Source organism: Hungatella sp. L36 (genome assembly GCF_014288035.1).
This window is the reverse complement of record NZ_JACOPC010000005.1, coordinates 359,757-375,782: the sequence shown is the minus strand read 5'-3', so window position 1 is coordinate 375,782 and position 16,026 is coordinate 359,757. Positions and strand designations below refer to the sequence as shown.

Annotated in this window: 17 protein-coding genes; all 17 read right to left on the bottom strand. The window is 42.5% G+C overall.

Going from position 1 to position 16,026, the window contains the following annotated elements; all coding sequences use genetic code 11:
* Positions 1–2 precede the first annotated feature (2 nt).
* The 17 genes from H8S80_RS15345 to H8S80_RS15265 all read right to left on the bottom strand — a co-directional run bounded on the left by H8S80_RS15345 (position 3) and on the right by H8S80_RS15265 (position 15,970).
* Positions 3–1,010, bottom strand: a complete 1,008-nt coding sequence (locus tag H8S80_RS15345) for a bifunctional lytic transglycosylase/C40 family peptidase (RefSeq protein ID WP_008787622.1) — start codon at positions 1,008–1,010, stop codon at positions 3–5.
* On the bottom strand, positions 1,007–3,211 hold the full coding sequence (locus H8S80_RS15340; protein ID WP_008787621.1) for a CD3337/EF1877 family mobilome membrane protein: 2,205 nt from the start codon (positions 3,209–3,211) through the stop codon (positions 1,007–1,009). The genes H8S80_RS15345 and H8S80_RS15340 overlap by 4 nt, the downstream gene beginning before the upstream one ends.
* Positions 3,211–5,661, bottom strand: a complete 2,451-nt coding sequence (gene tcpF, locus H8S80_RS15335; protein WP_008787620.1) for a conjugal transfer ATPase TcpF — start codon at positions 5,659–5,661, stop codon at positions 3,211–3,213. Before tcpF ends, H8S80_RS15340 begins: the two co-directional genes overlap by 1 nt.
* On the bottom strand, positions 5,639–6,037 hold the full coding sequence (locus H8S80_RS15330; RefSeq protein WP_009243016.1) for a conjugal transfer protein: 399 nt from the start codon (positions 6,035–6,037) through the stop codon (positions 5,639–5,641). Before H8S80_RS15330 ends, tcpF begins: the two co-directional genes overlap by 23 nt.
* Before the next feature lie 116 nt (positions 6,038–6,153).
* The gene (locus H8S80_RS15325) at positions 6,154–6,657 is read right to left on the bottom strand and encodes an antirestriction protein ArdA (RefSeq protein WP_002323345.1); all 504 of its coding nucleotides are present in this window, start codon (positions 6,655–6,657) and stop codon (positions 6,154–6,156) included.
* Between the two features lie 17 nt (positions 6,658–6,674).
* On the bottom strand, positions 6,675–7,178 hold the full coding sequence (locus H8S80_RS15320; protein WP_008787619.1) for an antirestriction protein ArdA: 504 nt from the start codon (positions 7,176–7,178) through the stop codon (positions 6,675–6,677).
* Positions 7,097–7,393: a hypothetical protein gene (locus tag H8S80_RS15315; protein ID WP_008787618.1), complete on the bottom strand. Its 297-nt coding sequence runs from the start codon at positions 7,391–7,393 to the stop codon at positions 7,097–7,099. Before H8S80_RS15315 ends, H8S80_RS15320 begins: the two co-directional genes overlap by 82 nt.
* A gap of 109 nt (positions 7,394–7,502) precedes the next feature.
* Positions 7,503–8,123, bottom strand: coding sequence for a hypothetical protein (locus tag H8S80_RS34285; protein WP_008787617.1), 621 nt, complete (start codon positions 8,121–8,123; stop codon positions 7,503–7,505).
* An 89-nt stretch (positions 8,124–8,212) separates the two neighbouring features.
* Positions 8,213–8,434, bottom strand: coding sequence for a hypothetical protein (locus H8S80_RS15305; RefSeq protein ID WP_002323342.1), 222 nt, complete (start codon positions 8,432–8,434; stop codon positions 8,213–8,215).
* Complete coding sequence (locus tag H8S80_RS15300; protein ID WP_017143882.1) at positions 8,435–8,569, bottom strand: DUF3789 domain-containing protein; 135 nt, start codon at positions 8,567–8,569, stop codon at positions 8,435–8,437. It abuts the gene before it with no gap.
* 12 nt (positions 8,570–8,581) lie between these two features.
* The gene (gene mobT / locus H8S80_RS15295; RefSeq protein WP_008787615.1) at positions 8,582–9,778 is read right to left on the bottom strand and encodes a MobT family relaxase; all 1,197 of its coding nucleotides are present in this window, start codon (positions 9,776–9,778) and stop codon (positions 8,582–8,584) included.
* Between the two features lie 183 nt (positions 9,779–9,961).
* On the bottom strand, positions 9,962–11,356 hold the full coding sequence (locus H8S80_RS15290; protein WP_187049057.1) for an FtsK/SpoIIIE domain-containing protein: 1,395 nt from the start codon (positions 11,354–11,356) through the stop codon (positions 9,962–9,964).
* A gap of 96 nt (positions 11,357–11,452) precedes the next feature.
* Positions 11,453–11,866 carry a DUF3795 domain-containing protein gene (locus tag H8S80_RS15285; protein WP_021738773.1) on the bottom strand — a complete coding sequence of 138 codons (414 nt, stop codon included), beginning with the start codon at positions 11,864–11,866 and terminating at the stop codon, positions 11,453–11,455.
* Between the two features lie 100 nt (positions 11,867–11,966).
* Complete coding sequence (locus H8S80_RS15280) at positions 11,967–12,350, bottom strand: YdcP family protein (RefSeq protein ID WP_054344588.1); 384 nt, start codon at positions 12,348–12,350, stop codon at positions 11,967–11,969.
* A gap of 15 nt (positions 12,351–12,365) precedes the next feature.
* Entirely contained in the window at positions 12,366–12,692 is a 327-nt protein-coding gene (locus H8S80_RS15275; protein ID WP_005339720.1) for a YdcP family protein, read from the bottom strand.
* The gene (locus H8S80_RS15270) at positions 12,683–12,913 is read right to left on the bottom strand and encodes a hypothetical protein (RefSeq protein WP_233439004.1); all 231 of its coding nucleotides are present in this window, start codon (positions 12,911–12,913) and stop codon (positions 12,683–12,685) included. Before H8S80_RS15270 ends, H8S80_RS15275 begins: the two co-directional genes overlap by 10 nt.
* 12 nt (positions 12,914–12,925) lie before the next feature.
* Entirely contained in the window at positions 12,926–15,970 is a 3,045-nt protein-coding gene (locus H8S80_RS15265; RefSeq protein ID WP_187049056.1) for an SrtB-anchored collagen-binding adhesin, read from the bottom strand.
* Between the last annotated feature and the right edge of the window lie 56 nt (positions 15,971–16,026).

Genomic DNA, 16,026 nt, shown 5'->3' with positions numbered 1-16,026 from the left:
TTCTATTGTTTTACTCGTCCTGCACCGATTAAGTGCTGTTGCCAGTAACTACTACTTAGGTCTGCATATCCTATCGGGTCGCCTGCGTGGTACATCTGTGTCGGCGAAACAAGAATACCGACGTGTGTTACATAACTTCCAGCGTTATAGGTAGAATGGAAAAATACCAAGTCCCCAGCCTTTGCCTGCGAAAGTGGAAGATGTTGGGTTGCGTCATACTGTGCTTGTGCGGTTCTCGGTAAGGAGATACCAGCTTTTCCATAGCACCATTGCGTCAGTCCCGAACAGTCAAAAGAAGTGTTGGGATTGCTACCGCCATACACATATTTCCAGCCTTGATATTTTAACGCTTCATTCATGACCTTTTGTGCCAGCTCTCCCGATACCTGCGGAACAGTTAAATACTGATTGACTAATTCGACGTAAAATTGATTGCCATACTGATACCGCCAACCCCCGTTCTTCGCAACGGCTATCGGGTTGGTGTAGGTTACTTTCTTTCCACCCGATTTCTCACGGGCGAAGCTCTCTGCAAGGTTAAAGGTGTGTTTCTTTCCTTTTCCTGCCACATATCCCACATAACCACCGCCATAGTTATAGGACTGTATCGCTACATTCAAATCGTCGATACCTTGATTTTTACAGGAAGAAAGCAGGGACGCAAAATACTTACACCCCTGCTTGATTGAGCTTTCCGTATCTAAAGAGTTGGGCGGTAAACCAAGACTTTCTGAACTCTGCATAACATCTTCTGCCGTACCGCCACTTTCTACTTGAATGATAGCCAGTAGCACGTTGACATACTCGGAGATACCGTTTTCTCTGGCGTATTTTTCCACCATAGGCTGATGTTTCAAGACTTCTGCGGATAAATTCATACCCGTAATGCCAGAAGAAAAGTTGCTGTTCTCGTCGTCGCTGTCCGCACTAATGAGGACACCAAAGAAAAGGACTATGGAAAAGAGGATAGGAAACAGACTGCCAATAAGAGCGATATGTTTCAGTTTCATTTTTTCTTCTGTCCTTTCTTCGTTACAAGGTTACGGTTCTTTTCGGTATGTTCCGTTGTACGCTTTGATTGTTCAAAGGTCTGTTTCTTTGTAGTACGCTCTGCTTTGTAATTCTGGCGTGTTTCCTGCGATACTACTTTTTCTACATTCTGCCTATGTACTGGCTGTGCAGGCTGGGTCGCTTTCTTATCAGAAGCACCAGAAGATAACGGACGCTCTTTCACAACATTTGTCTTGACTGGTTCACTTGCTTTTGAAGTGGTCGCTGTGGCAGGACGTTTCACTTCCTGCATTTTTTCCGCACTCGGCTTTGGAATGGTTGAAGCTGTGGCTGGTCGCTCATGGGGACGGGTAGCTCCCGTTGTCGCTGATCCGTCCGTCTTTCTTTGTCTTGCTTCTTGTGCCTTTTGAAGCTCCATACGTTTGTCAGCGATATTCTGTCTATGCTGTTCCTGCTTTTCCAAGCGTCCCGTCTGTCTGGACTGCTGTTCCTGCACCATGCCACGCTTGAAGTCTGATACGCTGGACTTTGCCTTTTCCTTTGCGGAATACACCGCATAAGCGGTCTGTGTCGGCATATCCTTGATATTCTCTTTGACAGCGTTAGCCTTGTCTTTCACTTTATTTTTCGTATCTAAGACAGCACCCACCTTTGAGCCTGCACGCTGTCCCATGCTGGAAGTGGTATTGCCCCGATTTTCTTTAGAAGCCGTATTTTTTCTTTCGGCTCTCTTGCCAGCAACGGCACTTCCAGCTACCGCACCAGCCACACCACCCGAAATACCGCCAGCACTTACCGCCCTTGCAATACGGTGTTCCATACGCCTAGCCCTATGTCGCATAAACAGATACGGTCTGCGGAAAATTCTTCGTCCCATGTTTTGACTGTCGCCAGCATTAAGTGAGAACATACTCATTAAGTCGCCCAGTTTCATATAGATACCAGCAAAACACACTATCTGCAAGAACGCCACCATAAAGAACGGGTAGTCTGTGGAGATGTTATAAAACATACTGGAAATGCTGAACGCCACCGTTACAATGAGCGTTATTCCTGCCCGTGTCATTATGGTATTAAATACCCTCACGATTGCCTGCTTTGCCATGCTTTCATAGCTCGGTATCATGGAAAGTAGAAAGCTGATAGGTAAAAACATTGCAAAGATAATAAAGAGTATCTGGCTGAACAACATCATACCCGTAAGCAAGAATACAAATATCGTGATACCTAAGTTAAAGAATAGCAGGAAGAACACCATACCTAAACGGTTTACGACCTGCGGTATCGTCAGATTGTTGTTGTCATTGTCCTCGATTTCTGTTTTCACGACTTCCTCTCTGGTCTTGCCGTCCTCGTCCTCTGGACTTACTGATACCAGAGCTTCTACACGGTCTGTCCCGATTTCCTCTGCGTTGCTGTTACCAAATTGAAGCAAGAGCCACGGCTGTTCCACTTGAATGGAAAACAAGCTGTCCCGTATCAAGTCCACGCTGTCCTTGCCCTCGCTGTCAGAGTTAGGGAGCATGATTTTTGTTCCCAAGTCCAAAGAAGCGGTACTGATGTCTGATGAAAATTCATTTATCTTCTTGATGTAATCGGGAGCGTAGGCAATAAAGGAAGCGGACAACACGAACACCACCACAAAGTTAATAACAGCGTGAAGTGCCTTGCTGGTTTCGCGTTTGATAAGTCCCGTATAGGCAACATAAAGTCCCACTATTAAGATAATGAGAAGCAGGAAACCGACATAGAAGCCCGTAGAAGAAAAGCCGTTCTCGGTAACGCCTGCAAGGGTCTGTATGCTTTGTCCGATACTGTCTGCCATATCGTTAATAAAATCAAGTTTGTATGCTTCCTGCACCACATAGCCCGTAGCATTGCTTAAATAAAGGCTTATCGTCCAGACAAAATTGGTAATGCAGTAAAGTCCGTACTGCACCGATTTTCCGATACCGTCCAGCCAGTTCCATGGCAACCACGACCAGCTATTATCCACATAAAAATCAAGCTGGTAATTCGACAGCGGATATTTTGAGTAAAGATTTTCTGCGTTTATGGTATCGTCCACAAGCCCCGTCGCATGAGCCACCGTCCCCAGAAGTGAGAGCAGGATAAGGGAGAGTGCCACGACAAACAGAGCCATTTTGAGAAAGTGAAGTATCTTCCTTTTTGTGAACGCACCTTTTATCCTTTCTTTCATCACTCCACCTCATTTCTCTGTACGGGCGGTCTGGTATCAAAGGCGTGTAGCAGTTCTTCAAAGACTGGGTGTATCTGCACCACACCGACACGCCCGTATAAGTCCTGCAATAAGCATTGTCCGTTCTCCAAATCACGCAAGCGTTTCTGGTTGTTCTCGTCGTCCTTGTCGATACCGAAAAATTCTAAGGTCTGCTTTATCTCGTTGATGTCAGTAGAACGAAAGGCAAACTTCAAGCCGATATTGTTTTTCAGACTTTCCTTTGACACGTCGCCAGAAGATTGTGTAACAAAATAGACGCCTGCCTGCATAGCTCGTCCAGCACGCACCAGCTTATTTGATAAAGTTTCGCCTTGTGCCACATTTAAGAACGCCCACGCTTCGTCAAGGTCTACAATCTTAAAAATGCTTCTGTCTGAATGGATAAAATCAAGGGCAAAGGTACTAATCACAATCAGCATAGACACCGACAATAATTCAATGGTCGTGTATTCCTCAAATGTTGTATCCTTATCTGGTAATACTAAGTCCGCTACTTGAATGATATTGAGTTGGTTATCCAGACTGATTGCATTTTCCACCGTACCGTCTGAAAACAGCAGGTGTGCAAAGTCGTAGTCCGTGAAGCTGTCGATATGTTCTGCGATATTTCTTGATATGGGTGTATCTTCACGGCGTAGCTCGTCTATCACATGGAGCAAGCCCCGACTGTCGCTCTGGGTAACGGAGCGTACCGCCTTACGAAGTACAGGGAATTTTTCGCCGTCCCTAGAGGAAATACCCGTAAGGAATGTTAAGATGTCGATTGCCAGACTTTCAGCGTCTTTTACATTCTTCATAATCACGAACGGGTCAAGAAGTCCTGCATTGTCCTTGTCGCTGGTAAGGTTTACGATATTGATTTCATGGGCGATTTCTGGGAGCGTTTCTTTCCAGTTGCCCCTCTCAGCTTTGGGGTCTAAAATGACTGCTTGACCGCCAAACAGCACCGCATAATATACCAGAAGATTGTTGCAGAATGACTTTCCACCGCCAAGCGAACCGACAAAAGCAGAAGCAAGAGCGTTTGTTACTGTACCTTTTACACCCTGCGAAGCTAACGACGGTTGCAGGTACACATTTCTTCCCGTATCAACGGAATAGCCCATATAGATACCCGTAGTTTCCCCTAACTGCTGGGTCGCACCAAAACCAAGACCTGCCAAGAAATCTGATTTTACATACTGCACGTAGTCATTGATATATCGCTTGCTGGCAGGAAGAAATTCAGAATGAAGCCCCAGCATATCCCCAGCAGGACGCACCAGCTTTACATTGAGGTCGTCGTAAAAATCTTTGACTTCATCACAACGGCGTTTTAATTCGTCCAAATCATCAGCCGATACACGCACTACATAAGAGAGCTTATACATACTTTCTTTTGTCTGGTCTAAGTCCGTTTCCAGCTCATCCACGCTGTCTAATGCGTCCACCACATTTGAGCTTGTTTCACTTCCTGCTTGATAAGCGTGATTGTCAAGGTCTTTCAATTCCTTTTTCTTGTTGCGGACGGTTGTTAATGCTTTACGGTTCTCCACGATTTCTACATTCATAGAAGTATCAACGGGGAATGTGAATTGCTGTTGCTGGAAATAGAAGATTTCAGACGACGGAAAATCAAGCTCGCCAACAATCGCATTGACGGTAAAGTAGGACACATAGCTTTCCCTGTCCTCATGTTCCAATCGCAAATACCGCTGGCTTTCCTCAATCACACACCTTGTCGGACGGATAAGGTCGTAGTATTTTATCAGCGTTTCTTTCTGTAATTTCTTCTTTGGTAGCTGGTACTCATAATCTTCATAGGCGATACCGTCCCTGCCGTAAAGATGTTCCATGAGATACCCAAAATCATGGATTTCCAAGCGACGCACCTTAAAGCGACGGGAGATTTTATTTTCCAGCAACTTTTCCATTTTCATATAACGGTTGATTTCATCATTCGGCATGGAAACAAAGTCATTCATCAGCGTGTGGTTCACTTCATGGAGAAATTCCTTGAATGTCAGCCACGCCGATTTTTTGATGTTCTTCAGATTGAGCTGTTCTTCCGTAACCATGAGCTTAAAGCCAAGAAAAAAGCGGTAGTCCACTTGATTGTCCCCAATCATTGATACTAACGCTTCGGTCTGTTCGTCTATCTTCTGGCAGGCAACTTCCTTTAATTTCCCCGTAACCAGCTTCTTTGACTGCTCCTGCATACTTCGTATTGAGCTTTCCGTTGCAATCTGCAACGCATGAATTTTTCCCTCACGGGACTGTGCGATAAGCTGTCGGAAACTGTCATGCACGATAAATTTCTGCTCTGCGGATAGGAAAGAATAGTTGTATGGTATCAGCTCATAATAAGCAAACACCTCATTGTCCTTATTCCAGACAAGGTTATTGTCAATATATTTTATCGGGAACATAGTTCACACTCCTTACTGCCGTGATTGTTTCATTGAGTATCTGCTTATGCAGTTTTACGGCTTTTCCTGCATAAGTGATTTTCGGTCGCAGGGCATAGGTTATCTGTGATTTCAAAAAGCTGTACGGCTTCTTTCCGTCAAAGGTTTTCTGCGACATAAACCATGTGAGAGCAACGGGAATACCAAAGTATTTGAGAAATGCTCCCTCAATCATGGAAAGTGGGGGAATATCCCCAAACAGAATAATGAGAAATTCCGTAATCACAAACCATGTAATCTGTGTAAAGGTAACGGGAAAGGGTAAGTTAAAGTCATTGATTGCATACAAGACTTTTTCCACGTTCCAGATACCCGTATAAGATTTAATCTTTTTCAAGTTCTTTCAGCTCCTTTCGTAAGTTTCTAAATAGAAAAGGACAGCCATTTTCAGACTGTCCCTTAAAGAGAAATACGCTGTCAGTAACAACAATGCTTGTCGCTGATCTTCCAGCGTTAATATGGTATCTCGCACATACCTCGGCTTGTTTCAATAAAGCAACCGCCCATATCCAAATCTCGCCCGTAGGCTTCATAGTCAATGTAATTCTGTAAGCTGGGTGGAATGTCCCCAAGTGCCTGCAATTCGTCTATGTAGTAATAGGCAACGTCTGTCATAGTTTCACAGTCGGGATAATAATAAATATCGTCCTTGTGTTCCACGACTTCTTCCAGCGTCCCGTAGTGGCTGATAAATTCGTCCAGACACTCTACAATATAGTCGGGAAGTTCCTCTATCATTTCATACATCTCATTGAGTTCTTCAATGGAAACATACTCGCCAATCGCAATGGGGAAGTTGTCGGTATCATGGATAGCGTATTCCTCATACTGTTCATTCAAGCCGATTTTTTCTTTCACATCTTCCTCGTCAATGGGGAACGTGAACCAAGCACCGACTAAATAGCCCTCATTGTATTTGCCAAGATTAGCAATGTAAACCGCCATATCATCAATCATAAGCACCACCTCATTTCCTACTCTGGCAGTTCAAAGATACCGTGTTCTGTTACTAAAAATTTCCCGTGTTCCTGCAAGTGAGAAGCGTAGGCTTCAAAGTCAAAGTAATATTCTTGACAGTCCTCGGATAAATGCTTAAATGTCGGGTCGTTCATCAGCTTTTGCCTTGCAACATCTATCATGCTTTTGCAGTCGGGATAAACCGTAATCACGTTCCTGCAAATATAAAGTGCTTCTAAATTTTCATACACGGTAAGAAGTGATACATATTCTTCCTGCATATCGCTTGAAAGCTGGCGGTACATAAAATCTAATTCGTTGAGCTGGTACACGCTTGTATGTTCGTGGACTTCATCAGCAAAGGGCAGTACCTTTTCGATAATGCGGTAATCCCCACTTTCTGCACCGACACCTAACTTTTCTTCAAACTCTGCAACATCTATCGGCAGGTCAAACCAGTATGATGTTGTTTCTTCGCCAGTTGTTCCTTTCGTTTCCACCAGCACCCTTGTTTCCTGCATTGTTCCTCACGTCCTTTCTGTTGTTTCATCACATCTTGTAAGGTCTGGTACGACATACCAAACACATATTTAGAAAAATCTTCTAACTGTCTTTCTTCATAATCGGCAGGGTTCAGTCGTTTCATTTCCTGCCACACCTTACGCTTGTAAGAGGGCAGGTCGGAAATATAATCACAGCCGACTTTCGTCTGCATATCCTTAAAAATATCGCTCATTTCATCACTCCAATCTAAAATTTAGGTAAGAAAAAAGCAGTCAATCCTAAGACTAACTGCTTTGTGTGTATGGATATGAAATTGTCAAACTGGGATTTATCAATATAAACTACCATGGAAAAATATAATAAAATACCAAAGTACTTAATACAATTCCGACAATATACATTTTTCTATAGTTTACTTTTTTGAAAAATATTATGGTAAACACAACAGCTCCTATAATATCCATTAACAACTGAAATAGGAATGTTTGATGTTCCAAAAAATAAATAAAAACTGCTATTGTTTCAGCAAATAATGCTCCTACTGGTAAAGAATATAATACTGAACTAAAAATATGTTCCCTATTCCAATAGTACAGAATAAATGCTGCTATTGCACAAGCGATTGACCAAACAGTAAACAATATGAATAGCCCAAAGCGGAATCCGCCGGAAAACATAGGTATAAACATTCCTAATATTGCTTGTAAAGCATAAAAACTTAATGTCATTCCAAACATATACAAGAACGAACTAATTCCTGCACAAATATTTGAGGTGCTTAACATAACGATGATAGTATTGGTAATAATCCAAAAACCAAACAATGTTTGAGGTGATGAAAAACTCCATAGTGTATCTGCGGGAAAATAATCTAACAGTCTACATATACACCCTACTAATATACCAATTACAAATATCGCTGTATAAGACTTATATGTATTTCTTAGTTTTATATTTGACACAATAGTTTTCCTCCTAAGTTCAAATTCATATTTGTCGTTTTCTTCATATCCATATTATATCACTCACATATTAGCACTACAATAAAATTTTATGCACCGATAATCTTGTTGAACAGCTCTAACAGTACATCTTTCACACCGCCGGCATTGAATACCAAGCCGACAGCAATCAAGGCAACTACCAAGAAGCCAATGAGCTTTGAAAACTCACGCTTGAACCCTAAGTAGATACCGATAACCACAATCGCCATAAGCACTAAGCTCTGTGCGTTTGATAAAAACCATTGATATAAATTTTGTCCGAAATTCATTTAATTGTCCTCGCTTTCTTTTAATTGTTCCATTTCATAGTCAGCTTCTTTGCCGACATTCAAAATACACATCAAGACTACGCCGATACCCATTCCCATAGATACCAGCAGGAAGTCTTTTAATAATACCCACATTTTTTATCACTCCTAACTTTCTACTAAATCTTTTGCAGGGGTCGTCTGCTGTTTGATTATCATTTCATGCTTTTCTGTGAGCTTTGCCTGCTGTTCGATTGTTTCCATGTAGTCTGTACCGTTTCCCTTATCAATCTTTTTCAGCATTTTTAAGGTCGGTGCTACCTGCCGTTGTACCCACCGCAATGTGCGGTCTAAGGTGTAAGGCTCTGGTTTTGTCGTCAGCTTCAAGCTCTGTCTGTTATCGCCGATAAACCAAGCCCAGCGGTCATTGAGCTTCCAGTCATTTTTTCGCTTGTCGGGTTCTTCATCAACAAACCGCACATACTGATTGATGATAGAAAAAGCGGTCTGTTCTGCGTCATAATAGGTCAGTAAATCTCGTACCGCATAATAGGCTCGTTCATTGCGAAGCCGTATTTCAAAACGGTTGATAATGTCGGCTTCTTCCAGAGGTGTCCCTAACTTGACGTACTGCTCATAGTCCTTTTCATAGATACAGAAATACACATCTGATTTCAGCGACCCAAGATAAAGGGTACGCCCCATATATTCTCTGTCGTCCTCTCTGTGCTTGATAAGCTCGCCCGACTGGTAAAACTTATAGCTTCTGGACTTTCCGATATATTCCCGTTTCCTGCATTTTTCCGCAAGCTCTGGAATATCCAAAATGCCCGTATGGTCGTTGATAGCAAGGTCGATACGCTTCATCACGCCACCGTCTATAAGTGCGTCCATAAGAAAGTCATACCAGCTTCTTTGCTGTGCCAGCAGGTAACTTTCAAACTGCCTGCAACCACGCCCCTTTAACTCTAAAAGGACACCTTTTTCTTCGTCAGCCGACGTATAGATAAAGATGTCCCCTAAAGAGTAATGCTCCGTATAACTGTAACGCCCGTAATTTTCATGGAGCATATAGTTGATATTCAGTTTTAATATATCTTTGATGATGTGCTGTATATCCAGCGTGGGAAAACGAATTTTCACATAATCAAACAGCATGGTAAGCGGTGCTTCTGGATTGAACTTTGCCAGTTCTTTATGCAGAGTATTCAGAAGTTCCTTTGACGGCTTCATTTTTCCGCTTTCTATCTTGTTGAGATATTCTCTTGTGATACCAGACGCCACCGCCAGCCTGCCTTGTGAGATACCGTAAGCAATCCGTTTTTCCCGTAATTCTTTTATCCATTGTTCTTCATTCAGAACCATACCCCCAATCTGTCAAGTGTGAAGTTTTTTAAGGCGACTTCACAGCCGATTTTTGCTAGGAAACCATGCGATAAGCCTTATGTTTCCTGTGTTTTTCGTCTATTGTCTATTTGCAAACGTACCCCTCTGTTAGATACCGAGGGGTTTTACCTGCTGGCGTGGCTTACGCCACACCAGCAACGGCTAGTCCGTGCCGTCGCCTTTCGCTTCGCACGTCGCCGTCCCGTCCTGCCTTGCTTGTGCAAGAGAACCGATAGTCTGTAAAAAATCATGTCCTTTCGGGACTAAAGGCGTGTAAAATTCACTGATGACGCTTGTTCCCACATCACAATAGCCACGCCCCTTGATACGTTTCTGGAAAAACTGTTTCTTCACATCAGAACCGAACAGCATACCGTAACCTAATTCGCTGATACGCCCAAGTCCTACACGGAAATTGAAGTTATCTCTGATACCGTCCGAGAAATACTTTGCGTCTGGACGCTGGCAGGCAACGATAAGGAAATAACCTGCTTGTCGTCCTAACATAACGATTTTCTTTAACTGGCTAAGTAAGCTCACACTTTCTTTCGTCCCCAGCATTTCAAAAAATGCTACATATTCATCAAAGATAAGAAAGCAGGGTGGCAGTCCCAGATAGGCATAGTTTTCGCCCGTCTTATAGTTCGGGTGTCGCTTCATTTCCTCACTTCGCTGTACCATGCCCTCATAAAAGGCATTGACGCAATCAATCATTTCTTCTTTGGTGTGATACACATTTTCCATAACTGTCCCTAAGTCTGCAAGGTCAGCGTTCTTCGGGTCTAAGATATAAAGGACAGCGTTTGTATGCAGTAAGGCTTCAATGAGTGTCAGCAGAAAATATGTTTTACCGCCACCAGTCCCACCAGCAATCAGAGCGTGAGGGAGTGCGTCATATTCCCAGACAAGATTTTTCATCAATCTAAGACAACCGTTTTCTGCCCGTACTTCATCAATGGTAATGCGGTTCGCTATCATATCATAAAGCAGGGTATATTCGATATAGCCGTCATGCAGGGTCTTGTCGGTCAGCTCACAATACAAGCCACTTTCCAACTTATCCTCCAACCGTAAAAGCTGGTCTTGATATTTTCCCAGCGTAATTTCACAGCGGATATGAAGAAGTCCTTTTTCCATTTGATAATAAATCTTTGGAAACCAGACGATTTTTTCCCTTGATCTGCTTTGCAGGTCAGTAAAAAAACCGCTGTCTTGCACGGTATCGGCTTCATACCACTTATTTTCCAGTATCATTCTTGCCAGCTTTTGACGGTGCAGGAGCTTCTTGAAACTGTCGTAACAGAAGCGGTAATACAGAAAAGCGACCAATGTACAAACACCAGTCGCTATCAGTATGGTTATGAAGTTGTAAGGGGAGAGCGTCAAGCCGTTCTCTAACAAGCTGAAATGTTTCCAATCGGTACGCATGAGCTGTTTGCTATTCAGTAGCAGGAGAACTGCCACGAACACAAACAGAAGCGTCTCTATGGAAAAATGATAAACAAGGTGCTTGTCGCTGGCTCTGATACGGTGTCCTTTGTTCCAAATCATACGCATAAATCAATCACTCCTTTCTGGGTATGAAAAAAGCAGTCAATCCTAAGACTAACTGCTTTGTGTATATGGATATGAAGTTGTCAAACTGTAATTTTGTTATTTCATTTTTTCTTGACACTCGCTACATTCTTTATCGTGAATAGAAATAATGCCACCGCATTTAGGACAAGTATATTTTATTTTCTGCTGTTCCATGAAATGTTCCAAACCATGTCCTTGAACAAAACGGCTATTTTCTATAAGACTTGCTTGATACCGTTTATTATAGCTTTTTTCAAGATTTTTAATCAACTTACATGGATATTCAGCACATTCAAAACAATAGGATAACGATTTTCCTTTGATGCAATCCTTTATTTTGCATTTACGACAATGTTCTGGTTTCCCTTTATCACTATTCAAGCACCCAGAACAAGGTTTTTTATTGTAACAGTGCTTATAACAAACCTTACAATTCATTCCGCACGGGGCAAACATGCTTATATCAATTTTTTCTTTTGACATTTTCATAGTTGTTTACTCCTTTCAACAATTTATATTTGTCCGTTTCTTCATATCCATATTATAACAGTTCCATATATTCGCTACAATGAAAATCTATTCAGCAAGCCTATTTTTTCGGCTGTCCCTGCGGTGTAGAGTTCTGTGGATTACCTGCGTTCTGGTTGCCTTTATTCTTCAACACAATATCCTCTGCCTTTACATACCAGTCCACATCTGCACCCGTATAGGTTTTTCTTGATACCGTATCGGCTACGGGATTGACAAGCTCCACAACTGCATTGTAAGGAAATTCCCTTAACGGTACTTCTGGCGGTACAGACACGGGGATAATTCCACCATGCAGACTGCACTTCAAATCATAGATACGCTTTTTAAGCTGGGTACTCGGTGTCCCGTCCTCATTCTGTAAGAACACATCACGCACCGCTGTAAACTTTAATTCTCCAAATGTTTTCTCTTTGTCAATAACAAACCCGTTTGATAATCTCATAAATTCTTCACTCCTTTACTTTTCTTCAACTGCTACAATATCATCAGCAACTAATACATAATCGGTATGTCCCATATCCCCGATTGCGTAACCTCTGCCGTATAACTTCGGATTGACAAGTTTTACTTTCTGCTCATACTTGAACTTCTTTTCGCCAGCCTGCACGGGAATTTCTACCACAACATTTTCGCCTTTCTGTACGTCGGAATAAAGGTTATAGCTTCGTCTGGCTAAGACCCTGCGATTATTTTTATCTCTTTCAAAGACTGGCTCGCTTTCGCCTGCAAATTCAAGAGTTCCAAAAGACTGTGCCATATCTGGCACGACATATTTCATTTCCATATTGTTTTACCTCGTTTCTTTCTATTTTTGATAAATTGATTGTGATTTCTTATTCTGGCGGTTCGGGAAGTACCAGCAATCCCCCAGATAGTAAAGGGTAAAATCAATGCTTCGCACCCTTGACTATCTGTGTTCTTGCAGGTTGTTAGCAGACAAGCCAGAATAAGCGGAAGTCTACCGTTTGACAGCTTCGGCGGAGAGCGTGATTTTTCTTTCATCATACCGTTACCGCCTTATGATTTCTTCATTTTACGGCGTTTGTAAAGATATGTTCCAGCCAGTCCACCAGCAGACGCAAGCAACATCACGATAAAAGCCATTACATTTGTACTGTCGCCCGTTTTGGGACTGTCGCTAGGTCTGTTAGGCTTTTCCGGTGTCGGTGGTGTTTCGGGTTTCTCTGGTTCTTCTGGCTTTTCCTTAAAAGTAATCGTCTGTCCCTTATCCTCAATATCCTTATGCTCGGTAACTTTCTTCGGCTCGTCTGGATTGCTTAAATCGTATAATTCCTCAAAAGTTACAAGCTGTTTGCCGTCAAGAGAAGTAGCGTCAAAGGTAAAGGCAACTTCCACTTTCATAGTTTCGCTGTCAGCAGTAAACGTATAATCACTTTCCACACGCTTTCCATTGATAAGAAGCTCTGCATTTTCTTCTTTCAACATCTGCCAGCCCACAAGTTTGTACTGTGTACCGACTTCTAAGCCCTCTAAGGTTACGGTATCAATGATTGTAACGTCTTTTCCTGCTTCAAGTTCTTTGTTGTCGTCCTTATCGGTAGCAGTTGTATGAATTTTGATGATACGCTCTGTGATAAGTACCGTCTGCCCGTCGTCCTCAATGTCTTTGTGTTCCGCAACTTTTACGGGTTCGTCTGGATTGCTGAAATCATACAATTCTTCAAAGGTAACAAGATTTTTGCCACCTAAAGCAGACGCATTGAATGTATAGGAAATTTCCACTTTCATTTCTTCATCATCAGCGACAAAGGTATAATCGTTTTCCACACGTTTCCCGTCAATGATAAGCTCGGCATTTTCTTCTTTTAACATCTGCCAGCCTTTGAGCTGATATTTTGTGCCTTTTGTAAGTCCGTCTAATTTGATGGTATCAACAATCGTAACCTCTTTTCCTGCAAGGATTGTCTTTTCGCCGTCCTTGCTGGTTGCTGTGGTATGGATAGAGATTTCTTTCTCGTATTCATCAGTCAGCGTTCCTAAATCAATCACAAGGTTATTTCTTGATACCACGATTTCAAAAGGTGGGATAAGTTGAAAGCCTTTGTTACTATCGCAACGCATTTCTTCAATGATGTAGGTGTCATAAGGTAATGCACCCTTGCTGTCGTCTGGTTCAGAAGTTCCAAACCACACACCGTCCTCGCTGGTCTTTCCTGCGTTTGTATTGTGCTTATGAGAAGCCCATTCAGCAGATGTGGAGAATTGCCCGTTATCATCAGTTACCACTACATGATTTTCACCCGTCGTCTTGCTTGTGATCCTAAAGGGAACATTAGCAAGACGCTTGTGTGTACCTGCACCGATTTTTACACCCTCAATATCTCCACGCTTAATCTGATTATAGATAGAATGAGCTTCGTCGGTTAAGTCCACGATTTTTCCATGTTCTGTGATTGCAAAATCAATCGGTTTTGCACCGTCAGTTAAGTAACCGTCGGGAGCTTCACTTTCAACGATACGGAATTTTCCATAAGGTAAGAGGTCAGCAGAAGTAGAAGCGACGCCCTCAATATCTGTACGAATTGTCTTTACTACTTCATTTTTCTTGTATAGCTTGCCCTCAACCAATACAGAATTATCATTTAAGGAAATGATGTCAAAAGCAGTATCTTTCAAGGTAGCACTTCCTTGTGGTTTGGTATCGCCCGTTTCTAAATCTCGTTTCTGAATTTTAACACCGCCACGGATAACCTTGTCTGATACGGAAAACTGATTACTCCCAGATAATACGGCAAGGTCGCCGTCCTCGGTAATCTGTGTAAGGTATAAGCCTTTTATCTGTTCGGACTTATCGCCAGCCTGCATATATGCACCGTCTAACAAGTAACCGCTTGGAGCTTTTGTTTCCTCAACAGTTAGTGTTCCAAGTGGAAGAACTGCTTTACCGTTCTGCATATAGAAGTTATCGCCAGACACCTTGTATGCGTCCCCTAATTTTGTGATGTAATGAGTTGTCCCGTTGCTGTCTGTTTCAGCGATTGTCTTTGTAACCCATGTACGAGTAGCTTTAGCAGAGAGATTGTCTTTGTTATAGAAGCCAGCATAATACTTCCATGTAAATTCCGCACCTGCTAAAGAAGCGTTCCCTTGCGGATTGTCTTTCTGTGTTTCCATATCAATCTTGAAAAGCTCAATCAAAGTGTCCGTTACTTTTGGCGTATCTGATACTTTCAAAATTGCTGTCTTTCCAACTTCAACCTTTAAGGAATATACAGTTTTATCCACTTTATATCCTGCTGGTGCGGATAATTCCTTGATATAGACTGTGCCAGCCTTTACCTCTACAACATCTGTATTTCCGTTTTCATCAGTCGTAAGGGTGGCAAGCTGTTTCGTGCAGTCCTTATCAGAAAAGACACCATAGGTCGCACCAGCGACAGAGTAATTCCCGTTACTGTCTGTAATGCTGGTATTACTGGAAGTCTTTTGCAGTTTCGCATTTCCGACATTCAGCTTCGCCCAGAATTGTCCCAATTCCTGCCCCTCGCCAGAGTAGATATAACCGCCACATTCATAGCGTCCTTTATTCTCTTTGACAAAGGCTCTTGCACCAGAGAAAACTTCGTCCTGCGTAGCCTTTGGAATTTCATCATAAGAAGCTCGCACGTTATCACATTGCCAGCCAAGATGTACGCTCAATCTCTGCCAAACTACACATTGTTCCAACAGATAGACTTGTTTATAGTTCAATTCCTTGTGAGCTTCGCCATACTGTTTGACATACTCTAAGGATAACGCCACATCTGAAATCTGGTCGGCACTCATGCGTGAGCTTGCGTCAGCTCTGGTCTTGTAGCCATTCTTAAAATCTGTATTGATGTCGATACAATAGGCAGTTTCGCCCTCGACTTTCATATAGCCCTCATTGAATGTCGAACCGATAGAACCGTCATTCATTACTTTTTCAATGATACCGACACGCTCTGCACTTTCCGTCCAGTATTGCTTACTTTCTGCATGGACGGGTGTAGTCGGTAAAGCAGTAACGACAGTCGCAAGAGCTAAGAAGCCCGTACACAATCGTTTCCATGTCTTTTTCATAAATCTAATGCTCCTTTCATTTTGAGTAATAAAATAGCCGTCCAATAAGAACGGCT

What these genes read in the sequence shown, in the direction of transcription:
- H8S80_RS15345 (WP_008787622.1), bottom strand. Translation starts at nt 1,010, where the DNA reads ATGAAACTGAAACATATCGCTCTTATTGGCAGTCTGTTTCCTATCCTC.
- H8S80_RS15340 (WP_008787621.1), bottom strand. Translation starts at nt 3,211, where the DNA reads ATGAAAGAAAGGATAAAAGGTGCGTTCACAAAAAGGAAGATACTTCAC.
- tcpF (WP_008787620.1), bottom strand. Translation starts at nt 5,661, where the DNA reads ATGTTCCCGATAAAATATATTGACAATAACCTTGTCTGGAATAAGGAC.
- H8S80_RS15325 (WP_002323345.1), bottom strand. Translation starts at nt 6,657, where the DNA reads ATGATTGATGATATGGCGGTTTACATTGCTAATCTTGGCAAATACAAT.
- H8S80_RS15320 (WP_008787619.1), bottom strand. Translation starts at nt 7,178, where the DNA reads ATGCAGGAAACAAGGGTGCTGGTGGAAACGAAAGGAACAACTGGCGAA.
- H8S80_RS15315 (WP_008787618.1), bottom strand. Translation starts at nt 7,393, where the DNA reads ATGAGCGATATTTTTAAGGATATGCAGACGAAAGTCGGCTGTGATTAT.
- H8S80_RS15305 (WP_002323342.1), bottom strand. Translation starts at nt 8,434, where the DNA reads ATGAATTTCGGACAAAATTTATATCAATGGTTTTTATCAAACGCACAG.
- H8S80_RS15300 (WP_017143882.1), bottom strand. Translation starts at nt 8,569, where the DNA reads ATGTGGGTATTATTAAAAGACTTCCTGCTGGTATCTATGGGAATGGGT.
- mobT (WP_008787615.1), bottom strand. Translation starts at nt 9,778, where the DNA reads ATGGTTCTGAATGAAGAACAATGGATAAAAGAATTACGGGAAAAACGG.
- H8S80_RS15290 (WP_187049057.1), bottom strand. Translation starts at nt 11,356, where the DNA reads ATGCGTATGATTTGGAACAAAGGACACCGTATCAGAGCCAGCGACAAG.
- H8S80_RS15285 (WP_021738773.1), bottom strand. Translation starts at nt 11,866, where the DNA reads ATGAAAATGTCAAAAGAAAAAATTGATATAAGCATGTTTGCCCCGTGC.
- H8S80_RS15280 (WP_054344588.1), bottom strand. Translation starts at nt 12,350, where the DNA reads ATGAGATTATCAAACGGGTTTGTTATTGACAAAGAGAAAACATTTGGA.
- H8S80_RS15275 (WP_005339720.1), bottom strand. Translation starts at nt 12,692, where the DNA reads ATGGAAATGAAATATGTCGTGCCAGATATGGCACAGTCTTTTGGAACT.
- H8S80_RS15270 (WP_233439004.1), bottom strand. Translation starts at nt 12,913, where the DNA reads ATGATGAAAGAAAAATCACGCTCTCCGCCGAAGCTGTCAAACGGTAGA.
- H8S80_RS15265 (WP_187049056.1), bottom strand. Translation starts at nt 15,970, where the DNA reads ATGAAAAAGACATGGAAACGATTGTGTACGGGCTTCTTAGCTCTTGCG.